Source organism: Paenibacillus sp. FSL R5-0766, from assembly GCF_037971845.1.
GTDB lineage: Bacteria > Bacillota > Bacilli > Paenibacillales > Paenibacillaceae > Paenibacillus.
In genome coordinates this window covers 548,663-565,418 of record NZ_CP150227.1, presented here as the reverse complement: position 1 = coordinate 565,418, position 16,756 = coordinate 548,663, and the positions used below count along the sequence as shown (strand labels likewise).

General features: G+C 48.5%; 19 protein-coding genes. 5 read left to right on the top strand and 14 right to left on the bottom strand.

The window, feature by feature from the left end; all coding sequences use genetic code 11:
* Positions 1–21: 21 nt before the first annotated feature.
* From MKY66_RS02655 to MKY66_RS02620, 8 genes are all read right to left on the bottom strand, one after another.
* A complete protein-coding gene (locus MKY66_RS02655) occupies positions 22–261 on the bottom strand; it encodes a YezD family protein (RefSeq protein WP_036607453.1) in 240 nt (79 codons plus the stop codon).
* A gap of 156 nt (positions 262–417) precedes the next feature.
* Positions 418–1,239 (bottom strand): sulfate ABC transporter permease subunit CysW, encoded by an 822-nt coding sequence (cysW, locus tag MKY66_RS02650; RefSeq protein ID WP_076215912.1) that lies wholly within the window; start codon positions 1,237–1,239, stop codon positions 418–420.
* A gap of 67 nt (positions 1,240–1,306) precedes the next feature.
* Positions 1,307–2,143 (bottom strand): sulfate ABC transporter permease subunit CysT, encoded by an 837-nt coding sequence (gene cysT / locus MKY66_RS02645; RefSeq protein WP_017690928.1) that lies wholly within the window; start codon positions 2,141–2,143, stop codon positions 1,307–1,309.
* An 87-nt stretch (positions 2,144–2,230) separates the two neighbouring features.
* Positions 2,231–3,310, bottom strand: coding sequence for a sulfate ABC transporter substrate-binding protein (locus tag MKY66_RS02640; protein ID WP_076216069.1), 1,080 nt, complete (start codon positions 3,308–3,310; stop codon positions 2,231–2,233).
* A 432-nt stretch (positions 3,311–3,742) separates the two neighbouring features.
* Complete coding sequence (locus MKY66_RS02635; RefSeq protein WP_218639210.1) at positions 3,743–5,488, bottom strand: rhamnogalacturonan lyase; 1,746 nt, start codon at positions 5,486–5,488, stop codon at positions 3,743–3,745.
* 375 nt (positions 5,489–5,863) lie between these two features.
* Entirely contained in the window at positions 5,864–7,060 is a 1,197-nt protein-coding gene (locus MKY66_RS02630) for a transcriptional regulator (RefSeq protein ID WP_339806806.1), read from the bottom strand.
* 407 nt (positions 7,061–7,467) lie between these two features.
* Positions 7,468–8,523, bottom strand: coding sequence for a lactonase family protein (locus tag MKY66_RS02625; protein WP_076215915.1), 1,056 nt, complete (start codon positions 8,521–8,523; stop codon positions 7,468–7,470).
* A gap of 28 nt (positions 8,524–8,551) precedes the next feature.
* Positions 8,552–8,677 (bottom strand): hypothetical protein, encoded by a 126-nt coding sequence (locus tag MKY66_RS02620; protein ID WP_256704328.1) that lies wholly within the window; start codon positions 8,675–8,677, stop codon positions 8,552–8,554.
* Positions 8,678–8,763: 86 nt separating this feature from the next.
* Between MKY66_RS02620 and MKY66_RS02615 the strand changes: the two genes are divergently transcribed.
* Positions 8,764–9,624 (top strand): AraC family transcriptional regulator, encoded by an 861-nt coding sequence (locus tag MKY66_RS02615; protein ID WP_179088576.1) that lies wholly within the window; start codon positions 8,764–8,766, stop codon positions 9,622–9,624.
* A gap of 144 nt (positions 9,625–9,768) precedes the next feature.
* A complete protein-coding gene (locus MKY66_RS02610; RefSeq protein WP_076215920.1) occupies positions 9,769–10,452 on the top strand; it encodes an S-layer homology domain-containing protein in 684 nt (227 codons plus the stop codon).
* A 126-nt stretch (positions 10,453–10,578) separates the two neighbouring features.
* Here MKY66_RS02610 and MKY66_RS02605 read toward each other — a convergent pair whose 3' ends face one another.
* The 3 genes from MKY66_RS02605 to MKY66_RS02595 all read right to left on the bottom strand — a co-directional run bounded on the left by MKY66_RS02605 (position 10,579) and on the right by MKY66_RS02595 (position 11,934).
* On the bottom strand, positions 10,579–11,205 hold the full coding sequence (locus MKY66_RS02605; RefSeq protein WP_076215923.1) for a nitroreductase family protein: 627 nt from the start codon (positions 11,203–11,205) through the stop codon (positions 10,579–10,581).
* Between the two features lie 67 nt (positions 11,206–11,272).
* Positions 11,273–11,404 (bottom strand): hypothetical protein, encoded by a 132-nt coding sequence (locus MKY66_RS02600; RefSeq protein WP_256704329.1) that lies wholly within the window; start codon positions 11,402–11,404, stop codon positions 11,273–11,275.
* Between the two features lie 65 nt (positions 11,405–11,469).
* On the bottom strand, positions 11,470–11,934 hold the full coding sequence (locus MKY66_RS02595) for an Rrf2 family transcriptional regulator (RefSeq protein ID WP_076215926.1): 465 nt from the start codon (positions 11,932–11,934) through the stop codon (positions 11,470–11,472).
* 430 nt (positions 11,935–12,364) lie between these two features.
* Between MKY66_RS02595 and MKY66_RS02590 the strand changes: the two genes are divergently transcribed.
* On the top strand, positions 12,365–13,096 hold the full coding sequence (locus MKY66_RS02590; RefSeq protein ID WP_076215928.1) for an MBL fold metallo-hydrolase: 732 nt from the start codon (positions 12,365–12,367) through the stop codon (positions 13,094–13,096).
* The gene (locus MKY66_RS02585; RefSeq protein WP_076215931.1) at positions 13,093–13,665 is read left to right on the top strand and encodes a TetR-like C-terminal domain-containing protein; all 573 of its coding nucleotides are present in this window, start codon (positions 13,093–13,095) and stop codon (positions 13,663–13,665) included. The genes MKY66_RS02590 and MKY66_RS02585 overlap by 4 nt, the downstream gene beginning before the upstream one ends.
* 502 nt (positions 13,666–14,167) lie before the next feature.
* On the opposite strand, the gene MKY66_RS02580 is transcribed toward MKY66_RS02585, so the two are convergent.
* From MKY66_RS02580 to MKY66_RS02570, 3 genes are read right to left on the bottom strand one after another with little or no spacing between them, the layout of a single operon-like run.
* On the bottom strand, positions 14,168–15,298 hold the full coding sequence (locus MKY66_RS02580) for a hypothetical protein (RefSeq protein ID WP_076215933.1): 1,131 nt from the start codon (positions 15,296–15,298) through the stop codon (positions 14,168–14,170).
* A 54-nt stretch (positions 15,299–15,352) separates the two neighbouring features.
* Positions 15,353–15,829, bottom strand: coding sequence for a hypothetical protein (locus MKY66_RS02575; protein ID WP_076215936.1), 477 nt, complete (start codon positions 15,827–15,829; stop codon positions 15,353–15,355).
* Positions 15,830–15,888: 59 nt separating this feature from the next.
* Complete coding sequence (locus tag MKY66_RS02570) at positions 15,889–16,041, bottom strand: hypothetical protein (RefSeq protein ID WP_179088577.1); 153 nt, start codon at positions 16,039–16,041, stop codon at positions 15,889–15,891.
* 217 nt (positions 16,042–16,258) lie between these two features.
* On the opposite strand from MKY66_RS02570, the gene MKY66_RS02565 reads away from it, so the two are divergent.
* A complete protein-coding gene (locus tag MKY66_RS02565; protein WP_179088578.1) occupies positions 16,259–16,744 on the top strand; it encodes a cytochrome c biogenesis protein CcdC in 486 nt (161 codons plus the stop codon).
* Positions 16,745–16,756: the final 12 nt, after the last annotated feature.

Sequence of the window (16,756 nt, the reverse complement as noted above, 5' to 3'; positions counted from 1 at the left end):
TTCCTGACGCCGTGTCACTCGCTATCCCTTTGCACTCGCATTGGACCCGCGTAGTGAACGGGCTGAACTGCTTCGTGCCGTGCTTCCGGATTTGGAGGCGCTGCCTGAGGGCGTGTTCTCAAAACGCTTGCGTTCGGTCCGCTCCATCTGCACAATCTGACCTTCGTGCACTACGATGTGCAATGAACCAAACTCCATGTCATTCAGCTGTCCGGCAATTCGGTCCAACCATACCTCATCCACTTTTAACGGCTTAGCCATAGAGCTGCCTCCTCTTCTCGGGCTATTGCCCGCCATATTCCTAAGTACGCTGTCATCCAACGGATTTATAAATCATTCTTATCCAACCTATATACTTGGTTTATACATTATCAGGGCTTCCAGTAGCTGTCAATCTGTATTTTCTTCTTCTCAAAATCACTTTTCTGAGACGGCTTTGTGTCCAAGCCAGCTCTTGAGCAGCAACGTGGCGAGAGCCAGAATCAGGAGCAGGGAAGCTACGGCAAACGAAGCCGAGAATTGATATTCGTTATACAAAATCTCGACATGAAGTGGTAACGTATTGGTCTCCCCGCGGATATGCCCGGACACCACAGATACGGCTCCGAACTCGCCCATAGCACGGGCATTACACAGAATAATGCCGTACAGCAGCCCCCATTTAATGTTGGGCAAGGTTACACTCCAGAAGATTCGCCACCCGGAAGCCCCTAGCGTAACCGCCGCTTCCTCTTCCCGGGTTCCCTGGTCCTCCATGAGTGGAATGAGCTCCCTCGCTACGAAGGGGAAGGTAATAAACAACGTTGCAATCACAATGCCTGGCAGCGCAAAAATGATTTTGATATCATGTTCGGACAGCCACGGCCCTAACCACCCATTCGAACCAAAGACCAATACAAAGATCAACCCGCCCACCACAGGCGAAATGGAAAAGGGAAGATCAATCAGGGTAATCATGAGTCCTTTGCCCTTGAACTGGAACTTGGTAATGACCCATGCGGCGGCCACACCAAATATCGTATTCAGCGGCTCGGTAAGAGCCGCGATGTACACACCCCAACCCTGCTTCAACGCCTCCATGAGCACAATGGCCAGTGGCAAAATAAGCAGCCAGATGAGTACCAGGCTTGCCAGTCCAATCAACAACCATTTGACCCATGGAGCTTCCGTTGTTGCACGGTTAGTTCCACGCCCGGTCTTTACGGGTGGAACAGGGCTCAGTGGGACGGAACCCGCCATATGCTGCACCTCCTTTGGTTTGGGTGAGTGACATCTGATTGTATCCATACTCCATCATGTTTCATCGTCATGCTCTGCCCGCCTTCCGGCTCCAGCGCTGCAAAGAATTAATGATCAACAGCAGGATAAAAGAAACAAGAAGCAGCAGCAAAGCTACAGCTGTAGCCCCTGCATAATCGAACTGCTCCAGCTTGGCCATGATCAGCAAGGGGGCAATCTCCGTTTTCATCGGCATATTGCCTGAGATAAATACAACCGAGCCATATTCGCCAATGCCCCGGGCAAAAGCCAGAGCAAAACCCGTCAGCAGCGGTGGAATCAGATCCGGCAGCAGAATCGTGCGGAATATCCGCCATCTTCCTGCCCCCAGTGTGGCAGCCGCCTCTTCAACCTCAGCCTCCAGCTCCTCCAACACCGGTTGCACCGTGCGAACTACGAACGGAATTCCGATAAACATCAGCGCAAGCGTAATCCCGGCCTGTGAATAGGCGAGCTTGATGCCCAAAGGCTCTACAAACTGCCCAATCCAGCCATTGCCGGCATAGATCGCCGTAAGAGCAACCCCTGCTACTGCCGTTGGCAAGGCAAAGGGCAGATCAATGACCGCATCAAACAGCCTTTTGCCCGGGAATTCATACCGAACAAGCACCCATGCCAGGAGTAACCCCAGCACGAGATCAATCAGCGCCGCTGCACCTGCGGTCAGGAAGCTGACCTGGAATGAAGCCAGCACCCTGGGATTGGTCGCAACCTCAATCATGGTTGCCCACGTCAGCCCTGTTGAGTTAAATAACAGCGCAGCCAGTGGAATAAGTACAACCAGGCTCAGGTAGAACACACTGTAACCCATCGTTAATCCGAATCCCGGCAATGTGCGTCTCCGCGCCACCATCACCTTGCTCATGCACGTTCATCCTCTCTGCCTTCAGCCGGTAAGGCTGGTTGGCCGCTCACAGCGCGATTGATCGGGTGTTCATTGAACAGGGCAACCTTAGCTGCCTGGAACATAGATCTGGTCGAAGATACCACCGTCATTGAAATGTTTGGCCTGAGTATCCCGCCATGTACCGAATACATCTTTCAACGTGAACAGCTCAAGTGCTGGGAACTGATCTTTGAATTTTTCCTCCACGCTGTCCAGCGTTGGGCGGTAATAATTTTCAGCGGCAATCGTCTGTCCTTCTTCACTGTACAAATATTTCAGATAGGCATCCGCCACGTCGCGGCTTCCTTTTTTGTCTGCATTTTTGTCCACAATCGCTACCGGTGGTTCGGCCAAGATGCTAACTGAAGGCACGACAATATCAAATTTGTCCGGGCCCAACTCTTTTACCGATAGGAAAGCTTCATTTTCCCAAGCAAGTAGCACATCACCGATGCCACGTTCAACAAACGTTGTCGTAGATCCGCGAGCCCCCGAATCCAGTACAGGCGCATGTTTGAACAATTCTCCAACGAAAGCCTTCGCTTTCTCTTCATCATTGTTATTATGCTTAAGGGCATATCCCCATGCCGCCAAATAGTTCCAACGTGCCCCGCCGGACGTTTTGGGATTCGGGGTGATGACTTGGGTATCCCCTTTGATCAGATCATCCCAGTCCTTGATGCCTTTTGGATTGCCTTTACGTACAAGGAATACAATCGTAGAGGTATACGGAGCGCTGTTATGCTCGTATTTGTCCTGCCAACCTTCGTTAATCAGACCTTTATCTTCAATTGCATCAATATCGTATCCCAATGCCAGCGTCACCACGTCTGCATCCAGTCCGTCAATAACAGAACGACTCTGTTTGCCCGAGCCCCCATGGGACTGCTTGATGGTCACCTCCTGGCCCTTCTCTTTCAACCAATGCGCCGCAAACGCTTTGTTATATTGCTCATAGAGTTCCCGCGTTGGATCGTAGGAAACATTCAGCAGTTCGATGGCCTTGGCCCCTTCTGTGCCGCCTTCCGCTCCCCCCGATGTTCCTGCCGCACTGGACCCGCCGCTATCCGATCCGCATGCTGCCAGAACTCCTGTTAATACCAGTGCCAGACCAACCAAAATACCCTTGTGAATTCTCTTTTTCATAAATAACACTCCCCCGATATAGATCTGCATGACTACCTCAGGCCGGCTGAACAGGATCAAACGCCCCGTAAAAAAACAAGAAGACGGAGGAACCCCCTCGCACTTCTCCCCATAAAGTCATGCCGGCTTAAGGCCGTGCATGCTCCATCTGGAAAGGATGCGCTGCGGTGTTCCTCCGTCTATACGGTGAGAACGTTATTCTGTTCAGGTCATCATTTTTATTATTCCTACCTGTTTAGTAAGTTATATACGTATAATAAAGGCAGTCTATATACCTGTCAAACGTTTTTTCCGATTTTTACCGTATTTCTGGCCTATTGGCAAAAAAAGAAGAACAACGAACCATTGTCCGTTGTTCCCTTCAGCGAATCCCATGCTTCGCTGGCTATTGTAAACATAAACGGAATTGGACGGCCACACCTTGTCCATTCCTCATCTGCCCGCATACCGGATATTGGGTACCGGTGGTGTGCTCATGCCTTCTCCCAGATAAAAACCGGTGTGCGGCGGTTGATTGTAGGCTACATTTTGCCAAGCGACGCCAAGACGGTACACCGGATCATGCATCAGCGTGTAGATGCGTTTGTCCGTAACTGCTGTTGTGGTATAGATCCGCAGTGCTGAGCTGTCATTCGTCCGCCACACAACTTCCTCTCTCCAGTCCCCGAACAGATCGGCTTGCAGATTCGGCGTAGACTTGGTTCCGTTATTGGAAGTTACGCCGGAAGCGGTGAGCAGGTTCATCGTTGTGCTGTTGGCATAATTCCACTTATCGATTCGGTTGCTGTCCAACAGTTCGCGGAGCAGATCCCCATCCCACCAGATGCCAAAATTCGTGGAGGACGGCAGGGTTGTCCCGAGTTTCTGCCCTTTGGCTGTATACAGACTGCCGTCTGCCCATACTTCAGCGCCTTTATATCTTGGATCAATATCTGCCGCCATGCCACGTCCAATATCCTTTGTTGTTTTGACTCCCCAGATTAACTGGCCTGTACCTGCATCCCGGAACTCCACTCCGGCATTGGATGGCGTCTCATGGACCTGAAATACCTCAAGTCCAGGGCGGTCCGGGTCGAGGTCACTCAAATGCATGGCATCGCCATGATGAAGCCCTGTTGTGTAGAATCCTTTGCCGTTATCATCCACCGCCATGGCACCATAAACGATCTCGTCTTTCCCATCTCCGTCTACGTCCGCCACACTCAGATTATGATTGCCCTGCCCGGCATAACCCGAGTTACCGGAGGTATTGGAATCAAATGTCCATTGTTTGGTCAGCTGTCCGTTACGCCAGTTATAAGCCACGAGCACTGTGCGGGTGTAGTACCCACGCGCCATGACCAGACTTGGGCGCTCTCCATCCAGATAAGCAATTGCAGCAAGGAATCGGTCCACCCGGTTGCCATAGTTATCTCCCCAACTGGATACATTGCCACGCGCCGGTTCGTAGTTCACTGTGGAGAGCGCTTTGCCAGTCTGTCCATTGAAGACCGTGAGGAATTCGGGACCAGACAACACATAACCGCTAGAATTGCGGTAATCCTTGCTTGCATCCCCGAGGACCACGCCAGTGCCATCCTTGGTGCCATCGGCTGTTTTCATCGCAACTTCGGCTTTGCCATCACCGTCGAGATCATAGACCATGAACTGGGTGTAGTGAGCGCCGGCACGGATATTTTTGCCCAGACTAATACGCCAGAGGCGTGTTCCGTTTAATTTGTAGGCATCGATAAACACTTCCCCGGTATAACCACTCTGGGAGTTATCCTTGGCGTTGGAAGGGTCCCACTTCACAATCAATTCATACTCACCATCACCATCCAGGTCACCTGCACTGGCATCGTTGGCACTGTAGGTGTAGGCTACTCCATCGGGCGTTGTCCCGCCTGCGGGCACACTGAGCGGTACAGATAGATAGTTATTGCCCCATACGCTTGCTGCCGCTGAAGCTGCCTGCTCCGTTCCACTGACGACAGCGCGAACCGTATATTTGGAACTGCTTGTCCCGCTTGCATCCTGAAGGTTGGTGCTGTTTGTTATGGGCGAAGCGTTCACCTTGGTTCCATCCCGATAGACGTTAAACGATACATTCGATCCTTCCGTTCCCAGAAGCCGCCAGCTGACAAACACACCTGTCCCAGTCTTCACAGCTACCACACCGCGATCCAGATATTCCATCTGCCTCGGACTCGCTGCATGTGTTATCGGCGTGTTGCCAAGGCTAAGCGAAGTAACCAGTAACGCGGAACTTAGCAGTGATACTCCTACTGTACGTAATGTGCGCTTCCACAATGATGATCGATTTCCCATAAACAATTGCCTCCCCAATTGGTTTGGTAAGCCCGATGCCCTTGTAGCGCTATCTTTTTATGTAAGCGCTTTTAATATATTCATTTTAAATTAAACATATAATTCCATCTATAGGTCTAATTTAGTAATTGGATGGTGGTACATGAAAAAGCCAAAGGATTTCTCCTTCGACTGCGTTAAGCATATTACAGTTTAATCATAATGCTAAATATGCTAAATAGATTCAGAACTGAAGTACTTCTATTAAGCATTAATTCGCTGCATTTCATTAATTAGTAATTTAAGTTTTTCCTTGTCTTCAAAATTTTCACTACTAAAGCTTTTTTCAAGAAAAGCCATTACATATTTAATGAAATTGAGATCATTATTTTTTTGGATAGAGAAGTTCAATCCTTCTAAAATTCGACTTATTGCAACATCGCGATTGTGGTTTAAATAGTATATCGCCAATTCCCCTAGAAGTTTTGCATAATTTTGATCCATCATTGAAGAATTGTATTGTCCAAATTCTGTCTTGTATGTACGTAAAGGAATGTAATCCGAGAAACGCTCTAAAATATCATCAATATTCCAGTTAAACTTATTCGCTGCCTGGATGATGTAACGTAATGCCAAAAATATCTCATCCGGGTATTGTGTGATGTAATTTGCATATTTTTTAACAACATTTATATCCCCAGATAACATCTGATAGAGATACTTATTAGCCGTTGCCCATTCTTCGAATTGCTTCAGCACACGTCGAGACTCATCATCGTCCTCCCGCACCCAGCTCTGTCCACTTGCATAAAGCCCCACAAGTTCTAATGCTTTGTCATAGTCTCCCTGCTCCTCAAATACCGTAGACTGAATCAACCAAGCATATAGTATATAAAAGTAAAGTGGCCGTACTGTTAGTTTCCACTCCTGATTTTGTCGTTCCGAAATGTTAATTGTATTATATTGAATTTTGGCTAACTGTAACATCTTGTCAGCGAAATTTTTAACTTCGCTCCATTTATTTACCGAGCCAAAAGCATGGATTAGATCTTTGAAGGCTTCAAGTTGGTACCCCTCATCCAACCGGTCAACATAGGGCTCGAACAAGATAGCCAACCTTAGATTTTCCTCCAGGTTCTCTCCTTGTCCAATTAGAAACAATCGATACTGACACATCGCAAGCCGTTCGGAATGCTGATATTTCTCAACTTCACTCACACTCTTATATAACAATGCCGCCGCAGACCGCTGATTTTGTTCAAATAATTGTTCAGCCATCTCAAATAGTTCTGTCGCATAATCCAGGTCGTCCAGTAGCCGATAAAGAATCTGTTCAATGCAGTCCAGCCGATTCAACTCCGCACTTCGGAGAATAAACGGTCTGATCCGCCGCATGGATACGGAATAAGCAAAACATTCTTCCACATAGTCGGCAAAAAAATGATCCGCTGCCACGCCCATTCCTGATGATATCGCAATCAACTGACTCACGGATATGGGACGATTCCCATGTAGAATACGACTAATTGTGCCTGTATTAATGCCAGAGACTTCCGAGAATCGGGAGAGCGTCATGCTGTTCTTATCGATAAACTGGGTTAATTGCTCCCGAATTGAATTTGCAGGTTCCAAGGAAAGCACCACCCTTCGTGCAACATCCAGATTTTAGGTTTTATCCCTATATATTCTGATCATAATGAACGTTCGAACGATGGTCAATAAAAAAATGTGATAATTGCCACTATTTTCAAGTTAATCGCATTAAAAGACTAAAAAAAGCTGTAAAACCATGTGTTTCTCCATGATTTCACAGCTTATAGACCACTTTTCAGATGTAATATTCCACGTTTACTTCACCGTATTACACCTTATACCACAGGCGCAATACATACCGGACGAGGCAGTTCCAGCTTGAACCCGTTATGCGTCAGACGGCCGTCTTCTTCACTGATCTGGAAACCTACGAGGTTATTGCTGTCCTGATTGGCCACGACCAGAATCCCACCAGGCAAAATATTAAAGTTACGTGGTGTCTGCCCAATCGTGGACGTCCACTCTACGGCTTCCAACTCACCGCTCTCCTGGTCAATATGATAGAGTACTATGCTGTCATCTCCCCGATTGGATGCATACAGGAAACGTCCACATGGAGATACGCGGATGTCTGCAGCCGTCCCCTCTCCTTTATGCCCTTCTGGAAGTGTCGAGATGTGCTGCACTGTAGTGAACTCCCCTCTACGCTCATCGTACAGGAATGCCGTTACCGTGTTGTTCAATTCGTTGATTACATATGCCCACTTCGAGTTGGGATGGAACACAAGATGCCTTGGCCCTGCGCCTGGTGGTTGATCCATCTCACGATGGGTAACCAGACGTCCCTCTTCCAACCGGTACACAATGATTTGATCCAGACCGAGGTCACATACGACAGCATACTGCCCGGACGGATCTGGTTGAATGGAGTGTGCATGCGGCCCTTCCTGGCGTTCTTCGTTGATTCCACTTCCCGTGTGCTCCACCCATGCACTCATCTCACCAAGCGTCCCCTGATCGCCAACCGGGAATACATTGACACTGCCGCTGCTATAGTTGGATGAAAACACCCACTGACCATCCGTGGAGACAGACACATAACATGGAGAAGCCCCTCTGGTCTGTTTTCGATCCATCAGGTGCAGCTCACTCGTTGCCGCATCTCTCCGATAGACCAGTACCTCTCCCTCGTCCTTCTCACTCGCCACATACAGACAGTTTCCATCCGGGCATAGCGCCAGATAAGACGGATTATCCACACCATCCATGTGATTGACGATTCGCATCTCTCCTGTATCCGCATTCAACGCACATAGGAATATTCCGGGTTCATCCGCTGAAGCATACGTACCTGTATAGAAAAACGTTTCCTGTGTTTTGACTGGTTCCATATCTAAATCTCTCCCTTATCCTATATATTCACTGTTCTGATTCTTCCCACTGGTATGTACTTACCCAATTCACGGGCAACTGCTTCACTTCCTGTCCTATAACGTGGCTTTCTAAATCGATAACAACCCCGGTGTGCGCTCTCATATCTGTCATTGACTCCCTTATCCCCTCTCACCATAATACAAAGTATGAGACCTAACAACAGACCACCCCTACAGCGTAAATCTGATGGATTTCGTATGCAAAAACTCATTGTGCTTCCGGACGCCCTGCTGCAAGAAACCGCAGCTTATCCGGTCACGTGCGGATTATACGTAACCGATATCGGTTACTTTCACGAAGCGGAGCATCATTACCGTGATCGTCCCGATGGTTGTGAATCACACATTCTGATGTACTGTGTCCAAGGCACAGGCTGGTATACGTTGGATGGCAGCAAGACATATGATGTCAGCCCGGGAAACCTAGTTATATTACCTGCACATGTCCCTCATGTGTACGGAGCAAACGCAGCTGAACCATGGAGCATCTTCTGGATTCATCTGCGCGGGGAACACGCTTTATCCTACATAGAACCCTTGTTAACTCATCATATTACTACCATGCCCCCGGCCAAGGCTCAAAAATGGCTTGAGCTGTTCCATGAATGTTACGGCGCGTTAGAGACGGGTTACTCCATGCAGACGATGACGTATGCCTCCCAGATTATCGGTTATATGCTTGGTATGCTCGCTTATGGACCAGAGACGACAGGAACAGATGGCGGGGTCATTAGTAGCAAACGGGCGGCTGAACAATCCGTTCAATATATGTTGGAGCACCTGGAGAATGGAATCACGCTTAAGGAACTGGCGGTACACGCGCGGCTGTCTGTCCCTCATTACTCTCAGTTATTCAAGCAAGCTACAGGGCATTCGCCCATCGATTATTTCCTGCGGCTTAAGATTCAGCATTCCTGCCGCTATCTGGATTTTACCGATTGGACCGTGAAGCAGATCAGTTCCGAGCTTGGATTCAAGGACCCGTACTACTTCTCCCGTCTGTTCAGCAAAATGATGGGGCGTTCACCCACGGATTATCGAAATAAATCCAAAGGTTAAGGTAGTGTCTTCACTTAGCCCCTTCTGAATGATTATGAATTCAGTTGGAAAATTCCAGCAACCTTTTGAACAGAAGGGTCGTCTATAGGGGCAAATAACTTTTATATAAAGGGATCATCCCTGGAAAAGTGAGGCGCACCTATCATGAAAAAAAATATAATTGCTACATTAACTGCGGGAGCTCTGCTCACGCTGTCTCTAAGTGCAGGACCGATCAAGGCGGCGCAGGTCCAATTCACGGATATTCAAGGTATCGCAGGAGCAGACAAAATCGAATCTCTCCATCAGGATGGATTCATCAAAGGTGTGAGCGACAGCTTGTTCAAACCTGAACTGGAGTTAAATACTGCTCAGGGCATTCAACTGATTGCGGACGGCCTGAATCTGAATCTGGACACGATTCGTTTTATCAAAATGCCGGTACCAAGTGACTACTTCTCTACTGTAAAAGATGGCGTATGGTACAGTGATGCATTTATCCGTGCCCAATATAATGGCATTCAGATGTCACAGGATATCGATCCGTCCAAACCGCTTACTCGTGAACAATTCACACTGTTCCTGATGCAAGGCATCGAGGCCAAAGGCGGTCTGCCGATGATTAATATCAAACCTGTGGACATTACCGACGAACAGGAACTTACGCCAGAGTATCAAGGTGCCATTCAGCGTTCACTCGTTCTCAAAATCAATGAGCTGGATGCCGACGGCAACTTCAATCCCAAACAAACGATTACTCGTGCCGAAGCAGCAGTGATGATGTATAACGCAATCGAGTACATGGAATCGTTCCATGCACCACAAATCCCTGAAACACCTGAGAAGTAATCATTTCATGATGGAAGCAGTATGCCAAACAGCCGCACTTTCCCTTAACAGGAAAGTGCGGCTTTTGTATTATACCGTTATTTATACCTATATCACTGATGCAATCATCAGATTTAACTTTCTAACTTAGAAAGAACCTTTAACAACAACCTCAGACAACGGTAAACGTCCTGACGGGCGAGCTGGCTGTGCAGCTTTACCTACAGTAATCAACAACGTTGGCACAAATCGTGCAGGAATGTTGAATGTTTCGATCAGTTTTTGTGGATTATATCCACCGATTGGACATGTATCGTAACCCAGGGAGCGTGCAGCAAGCATAATATTTTGGGAAGCAAAAGATGCATTGCGGATCGCTTCATCGCGAGCGATTTGCGGGCTTTGGTAAGCACCGTTGATCTGTCCAACCAATGCGTCACGAACCTCAGCAGTCAGTGCGCCTGCTTCAACAGCTTGGTCGTAGATTACTGTGTTACGGTTTGCTTCCAAGTCTCCGAGAACAGCAATCGTAACCGAACTTTCCACGATCTGACTTTGACCGTAAGCAACTGGCAGCAATTTCGCTTTGTCTGCTTCGGATTCAATCACGAGGAATCTCCAGTGTTGCAGGTTCCATGAAGATGGTGCTTCCGCTGCTGCTGTCAGAATCGCATTGAGATCAGCTTCAGGCAATTCAAAACCTTTTTCGTACTTTTTGACAGCATGGCGTTCGCTAATAACGCGAAGTGTTTCATTTTTTTCAATGCCTGACATGTGTTCCACTCCCCAGAATCTAGTTTGTTTATACTTCTTTACTTTCGCAAGGTGATCTTGAAGAATACTACTCTACCAAGGATTTGCCTTCCGAAAATAACATCAGCGCAGATAATCTCTCCCCATCTGTGTTCACGTTATGCCCGGAATCGCCTGAGAACATCAATGGATCTTTCACCGGAGCACACGCCAATGCCATAACTTGTCCACCATGCCTGACTAAACCAAGGCCATGTCAGGAAGGACCATTCGTTGTGGACTCCGTCAGGACTTCTCCTTTGCAGGCAATCCATTCAGCGACAGGGTTATCGCTTCCCCATGACCTATGCGCTCTTTCACATCCTGAATGGATATACGGTCAAAATAAGCGCTGAGCGCCTCTTCGCCTCCGTTATATATGTTCCCCATCACATCCTGCATATTGGAAGATACTACGCAAGATGAACCAGACTCCCCTGAGCACCAGTTGGGACCAAGTGAACCACCAGCTACCAGTCTGTACAATTCTCCCAGCTTGATCTCTTCACTTGGACGGCTAAGCAAGTACCCACCATGAGCACCTTCCTTTGTCGTCAGGTAACCATGTTTGCGCAGAACACTAAGTACCTTACGGACTCTGGCCGGGTGTGTACCCACACTCTGGGACAAATCTTCACTATTGGCCATACACTCATTTCTCATCGACAGAAAAACAAGACAATGCACCGCTATGGTAAATTCGCTGTTCATAACTTACTCCTTCCCGGCTTACAACACCGATGAACTCCAACCCAAGGTAAGTATAACTGTCATTATATGAATAACAGTTATGTTTGTCAACTTTCATCTAGCATGGAGATCAAACGTGATTTTTCCTGTTATACCAATACTTACAGCTCATCAACACAATTAAGCTAGGATGAACATCCTGTCTTCATTTTAATCTAAAAAAGACAAAAAAGTGAGCCTTTCGCTACGCGAAGGGCTCCAATAAGATAGACATATGAAAGGGCTTACGTGACTATTATAATCGGTAATCCTCAATTTGAAAACGCTTTTTTTGTAAAGTGCATCATTATTTAAAATTTTTTTTATTTGAATAGAATGAACAACAGGTATTGCTAAAACTAATCCCATTAGTTATTATACTAATACCATTAGTTTTAAGGAGGGGTTAACGATGCGTATTACCCGAGAATTTGATGTCGTTCAAGTTACGTTTTTCCCAAGACTCTTCCCTGTGAACGTATACTTGGTTGAAGAGGAAGATGGATTAACCCTGATTGATGCCGGAATACCGTTCAGTCTTAAGGGGATTTTGGCAACTGCCCAGTCCCTTGGAAAACCCATGACCAAGATCATTCTGACTCACGCGCATAGCGACCATATTGGTGCATTGGATCGTCTCAAAGAGACACTGCCCCAAGCCGAGATCTTCATCTCCAGACGGGATGCTCGTCTATTGGCGGGTGATACTTCCCTTCTTCCCGGTGAGCCACAAACCCCGGTACGCGGCGGCGTGCCTAAGCCCAAAGCGGTGCGCACCCAGCCAAACCAATTGCTGGATGACGGTGACCAGATTGGGTCACTGGTCGCCATTGCCTCACCAGGACATACGCCGGGGCATATGTCCTTCATCGATACGCGCAGCCGCGTGCTCATCGCTGGCGACGCGTACCAGCTGCAAGGCGGCCTTGCCGTATCCGGCCGCATGCGCCCGCTCTTCCCGTTCCCCGCGCTGGCGACGTGGAACCGCGAAGCGGCTCTGGCCAGCGCGAAGCGCCTGGCGGAGCTGGAACCGTCCGTGCTGGCGGTAGGCCACGGACGGATGCTGCACCAGCCCGCGGCCGCCATGCGCGCGGCAACCGCTGATGCACAGCAGCGGTTTGATCTTGCCGGGGGGCAACTATGAGCCCCCGGCAAGGGCTGGATCGCGGCGCTCTGCTCAGCGCCGCCGCCCAGCTTGCTGACAGCGACGGCTTTCAGGCGCTGACACTCGCCGCGTTGGCACAGCGGCTGGATGTGCGCTCGCCGTCGCTCTACAACCACATCAGCGGACTTCCCGGGCTTCGCCAGGAAATGGCGCTGATGTCCGTACAACAGCTTAGCCGCGCATTAACCGCGGCTATCGCTGACCGCACTGGCGATGATGCCATTCAGGCCATCGCTGCGGCATACATTGGCTTCGTCCGCGAGCACCCCGGGCTCTACGAAGCCTCATTCCATGCCCCGGACCGCGAGGAGCCACAGCTCGCCGCGGCCAGCACAGCCACGCTGGAGTTGCTGCTGCACAGCTTGCAGCCCTACCCGCTAACCGAAGCGGAAGCATTGCACACCGTTCGTGGTTTGCGCAGCCTCTGCCATGGATTTGCCTCCATTGAGGCACAGGGCGGCTTCGGCATGGACTTTGATCCAGACGAAAGTCTGCGTATGACCGTATCCGCCTTCCTGCACGGACTCCGGCATCTTCACCAGGACTAGTTAAGCCACGCATTGCATCATGAAAAAGGACTGCAAAAAATCTGCAGTCCTTTTTGCATTGCGGTGTACTGGTACATCCCATAGATTTGACAGTAATAATGTTATAGTTACGCCGATGACTTTTAGCAAATTAACATCCACTTTGAATTCATCTTTCATCGGCTTGTGTTCATTTAACGCGTATGTGATTCGTTACATTTACCAACGTACCAAATTAGGACATATAAGATGTGCTGAGTTCGTTAAAACGCGCTACGTACGGTGCTTCAGATCTAGCTACATACCCCATTGTTCAGGGTGGTAAGAGTCTGAAACGTATTCAATCTACCCAGTCCCATTTCACCTGGCAATCTGATCCTTACTTGATCCGCCCTGTCTCTCAACCACACTTTTGCCACTCACAACGACGCACTTCTCTATTATGTACATCTCCCGTTCCTCTCGAAAGGTGGAATGGACTTTGGTTTCCCTCTTTCCATCGAAACGGTTCTCGATAGCCTATCTATGGCCATTGCTGCCGTCCATCCTGCACTTCATTCAAAATATGCTTCATCACGGGCACGTACACCTTCCAGTAGAACATGTCCGGAATATCTTTCTGATCTGGCGTAAGCTTGGACCGGACGACCTCCCATCCCCGGATTCGGCGCCAGAAGGAATAATGCTTCATCTCACCGAATGACCCTGCCATGTAATACGACCGATTATAGTCGTCGTAGCGGACAAGTGCAGCAAATTCCGCGGGAATTCCTGCATCCACCAGCTTCTGCTCGCCTGTCTCCGTAAGATCCGTCTTATACCAGGCCAGTATGGAATTATTCTGTTGCGGCACAATGATATCGAACCAGCCATTGTAATGTATATCCTGGGTTATACCGCTCCAATCGCTACCTTCCGGTGTAAATGCAATCTGTATATTGCCTGTCTTCACATCCGGACCTTTCTCCAGTACCATGACCTGTCCATCCATATGTATCAGCAGCATACCTGCTCCGCGATAATGCCATTTCTTCTTCTCCTGCTGCTCATAGTGCGCCCTAACCCAGCGGGGTACTTCTTCTATACTTTGCAGATTAGATACCGATTTCCCCTGCCATCCACTGCTGTCCACACCCAAGATGGGGTATAGCTGCTCTCTTGTCATCTTGGAAGCCGTATTCGCCAATGCACTGTATTCGGCAACAATCGTCACGCCTTTATACGCAGCCTCGCGAATCTTCTGCACATCATATATTGTTAATCCTTCATAAATTTCGTCTTGCTTCCGTTCATTCTTGTGTGCAGACAGACTACTCCGATTCGCCGTCAGATAGATCAGATCCGTGTCCGTCACCTCATCAGGCAACAATTGCTTCATCCGAGGAAGCCCGTCCTGAAGATCATAGCCGTAATAATCCTCTTCATACGAGTAGTGTTCCCCTGTTTGCTGTACGATCTTCTGCTGATTCAGCAGCCAGACCAATCCCTTGTGCCCCTGATAGGACAAGTCCGGCCTGCTCTTGTCAATAATCATGATGTTCAGTGGAACAGGGGCCTGAGATTGCCACATAATCCAGGGGACAACCAGCACCACCGATACCACTGTAAAACAAGCCAGGGTCCACATCGTGGCTGGCCTGTAACTTTTTTTCATGAAGCGTATTCCTCCTTGCTCTGTTCCAAGGTATTGTCAGGATCGGTCGTTAGATTACTCTAATCCATGTCTGCTGTCCTTTTCCTCTGCCTTCCGCAAGCCCATAGCCTGCAATATGCCATATATACGGGATATGTTATTCAGCGGTCTGAACCAGAACGTCTCCGTACATGCATACAACAGCAGACGTGTCACCTCTCGGGACGTATATGCCTTGCGTGAACACCATATTTCGAACATCACCACACTTGCGGACAACAAGGAACCATAGAGGGTCAGTAGCAGAACGAGAATGATGCATAGGTTAATATCCACCAACTGTAGCCCTATGCCTGAGATGAACAGCAAAATCACTCCCAGTTCCATCACAGGCCCCAACAATTCGATCAAAATAAAATACGGGATGGATACCATTCCCATCCAGCCATAGGCCGGATTGAAGATCATGCTCCGCTGAGTCCATAGACTGCTTGCAAGCTGCATGTGCCAACCGATACGCTGTCTGCACAGCTGACGCCATGTACCGGGCACTTCTACCCTGCAGATCGGATCGGGAATGTATATAATACGACCACGTTCCCGAGTACGCTTTATGCGTTAAAACCGTAGATAACCAACAAAAAAGCTAGTACACTTGCACATACAAGGCTGACCACATGTACCAACCAATCTGTATTACCTGCAAGCCACCCACTATGATGTGAGCCGATAAGCTTGATATACATCCATTGTTGTCCAATCATTGCATGATTTCCCCTTAATCGAATAAACGGCCTTACAACGGGCACAATAATACAAAATTTTCAAATACACCCTGTGAATACATATCGGGTATATGATACACTAAGCTTTCTATCGGCTTTCTGCGTTTGTGATATAATAGGAACTGAAAATTCCGGCAATTCGTACTGGGTTCCGGATCACCGGATAACATATTATTCCAGAAAGAGGGAGTTCTACGTGGCTCAAATCAGTCCGTACTACCTGCAAATCGGAGCAACCGTGGGCATGCTCGTCATGGCACTGCTTGCCATCTTCATCCGCATGAAAGCCAGTCACAGACCGGTGACCATTCGCAAAATCCTTATTCCTCCGCTCGGCATGAGCACAGGATTTCTCATGTTTGTTGTACCGGCAACTCATGTTCCTCTACTCTGGGCATTCATTGCGTTTCTGGTGGGCTGGTTCCTTTTCTCCTATCCCCTCATTCGCAGTACACGGTTTGAACGAGTAGGTGAAGAAATTTTTGCCACACGTTCTCGCAGCTTTGCTTTTATCTTGCTTGGACTGTTGGCCGTACGCTTGATCCTGCATGAAGTCATCCAGCGATATGTAAGTATTCCGCAAACGGGCGGATTGTTCTTCCTGCTGGCTTTTGGCATGATTGTACGCTGGCGTGTATATATGTACAAACACTACAAAGAAGTGCTGGTCGCCGAACACTAGTCATCATACGCA

Bases quoted from the DNA above. Each gene is read 5' to 3' on its own strand.
- MKY66_RS02655 (WP_036607453.1), bottom strand. From the start codon at position 261: ATGGCTAAGCCGTTAAAAGTGGATGAGGTATGGTTGGACCGAATTGCC.
- cysW (WP_076215912.1), bottom strand. From the start codon at position 1,239: ATGGCGGGTTCCGTCCCACTGAGCCCTGTTCCACCCGTAAAGACCGGG.
- cysT (WP_017690928.1), bottom strand. From the start codon at position 2,143: ATGAGCAAGGTGATGGTGGCGCGGAGACGCACATTGCCGGGATTCGGA.
- MKY66_RS02640 (WP_076216069.1), bottom strand. From the start codon at position 3,310: ATGAAAAAGAGAATTCACAAGGGTATTTTGGTTGGTCTGGCACTGGTA.
- MKY66_RS02635 (WP_218639210.1), bottom strand. From the start codon at position 5,488: ATGGAATATCTGGATCGCGGTGTGGTAGCTGTGAAGACTGGGACAGGT.
- MKY66_RS02630 (WP_339806806.1), bottom strand. From the start codon at position 7,060: ATGGGCGTGGCAGCGGATCATTTTTTTGCCGACTATGTGGAAGAATGT.
- MKY66_RS02625 (WP_076215915.1), bottom strand. From the start codon at position 8,523: ATGGAACCAGTCAAAACACAGGAAACGTTTTTCTATACAGGTACGTAT.
- MKY66_RS02620 (WP_256704328.1), bottom strand. From the start codon at position 8,677: ATGACAGATATGAGAGCGCACACCGGGGTTGTTATCGATTTAGAAAGC.
- MKY66_RS02615 (WP_179088576.1), top strand. From the start codon at position 8,764: ATGCAAAAACTCATTGTGCTTCCGGACGCCCTGCTGCAAGAAACCGCA.
- MKY66_RS02610 (WP_076215920.1), top strand. From the start codon at position 9,769: ATGAAAAAAAATATAATTGCTACATTAACTGCGGGAGCTCTGCTCACG.
- MKY66_RS02605 (WP_076215923.1), bottom strand. From the start codon at position 11,205: ATGTCAGGCATTGAAAAAAATGAAACACTTCGCGTTATTAGCGAACGC.
- MKY66_RS02600 (WP_256704329.1), bottom strand. From the start codon at position 11,404: ATGGCATTGGCGTGTGCTCCGGTGAAAGATCCATTGATGTTCTCAGGC.
- MKY66_RS02595 (WP_076215926.1), bottom strand. From the start codon at position 11,934: ATGAACAGCGAATTTACCATAGCGGTGCATTGTCTTGTTTTTCTGTCG.
- MKY66_RS02590 (WP_076215928.1), top strand. From the start codon at position 12,365: ATGCGTATTACCCGAGAATTTGATGTCGTTCAAGTTACGTTTTTCCCA.
- MKY66_RS02585 (WP_076215931.1), top strand. From the start codon at position 13,093: ATGAGCCCCCGGCAAGGGCTGGATCGCGGCGCTCTGCTCAGCGCCGCC.
- MKY66_RS02580 (WP_076215933.1), bottom strand. From the start codon at position 15,298: ATGAAAAAAAGTTACAGGCCAGCCACGATGTGGACCCTGGCTTGTTTT.
- MKY66_RS02570 (WP_179088577.1), bottom strand. From the start codon at position 16,041: ATGATTGGACAACAATGGATGTATATCAAGCTTATCGGCTCACATCAT.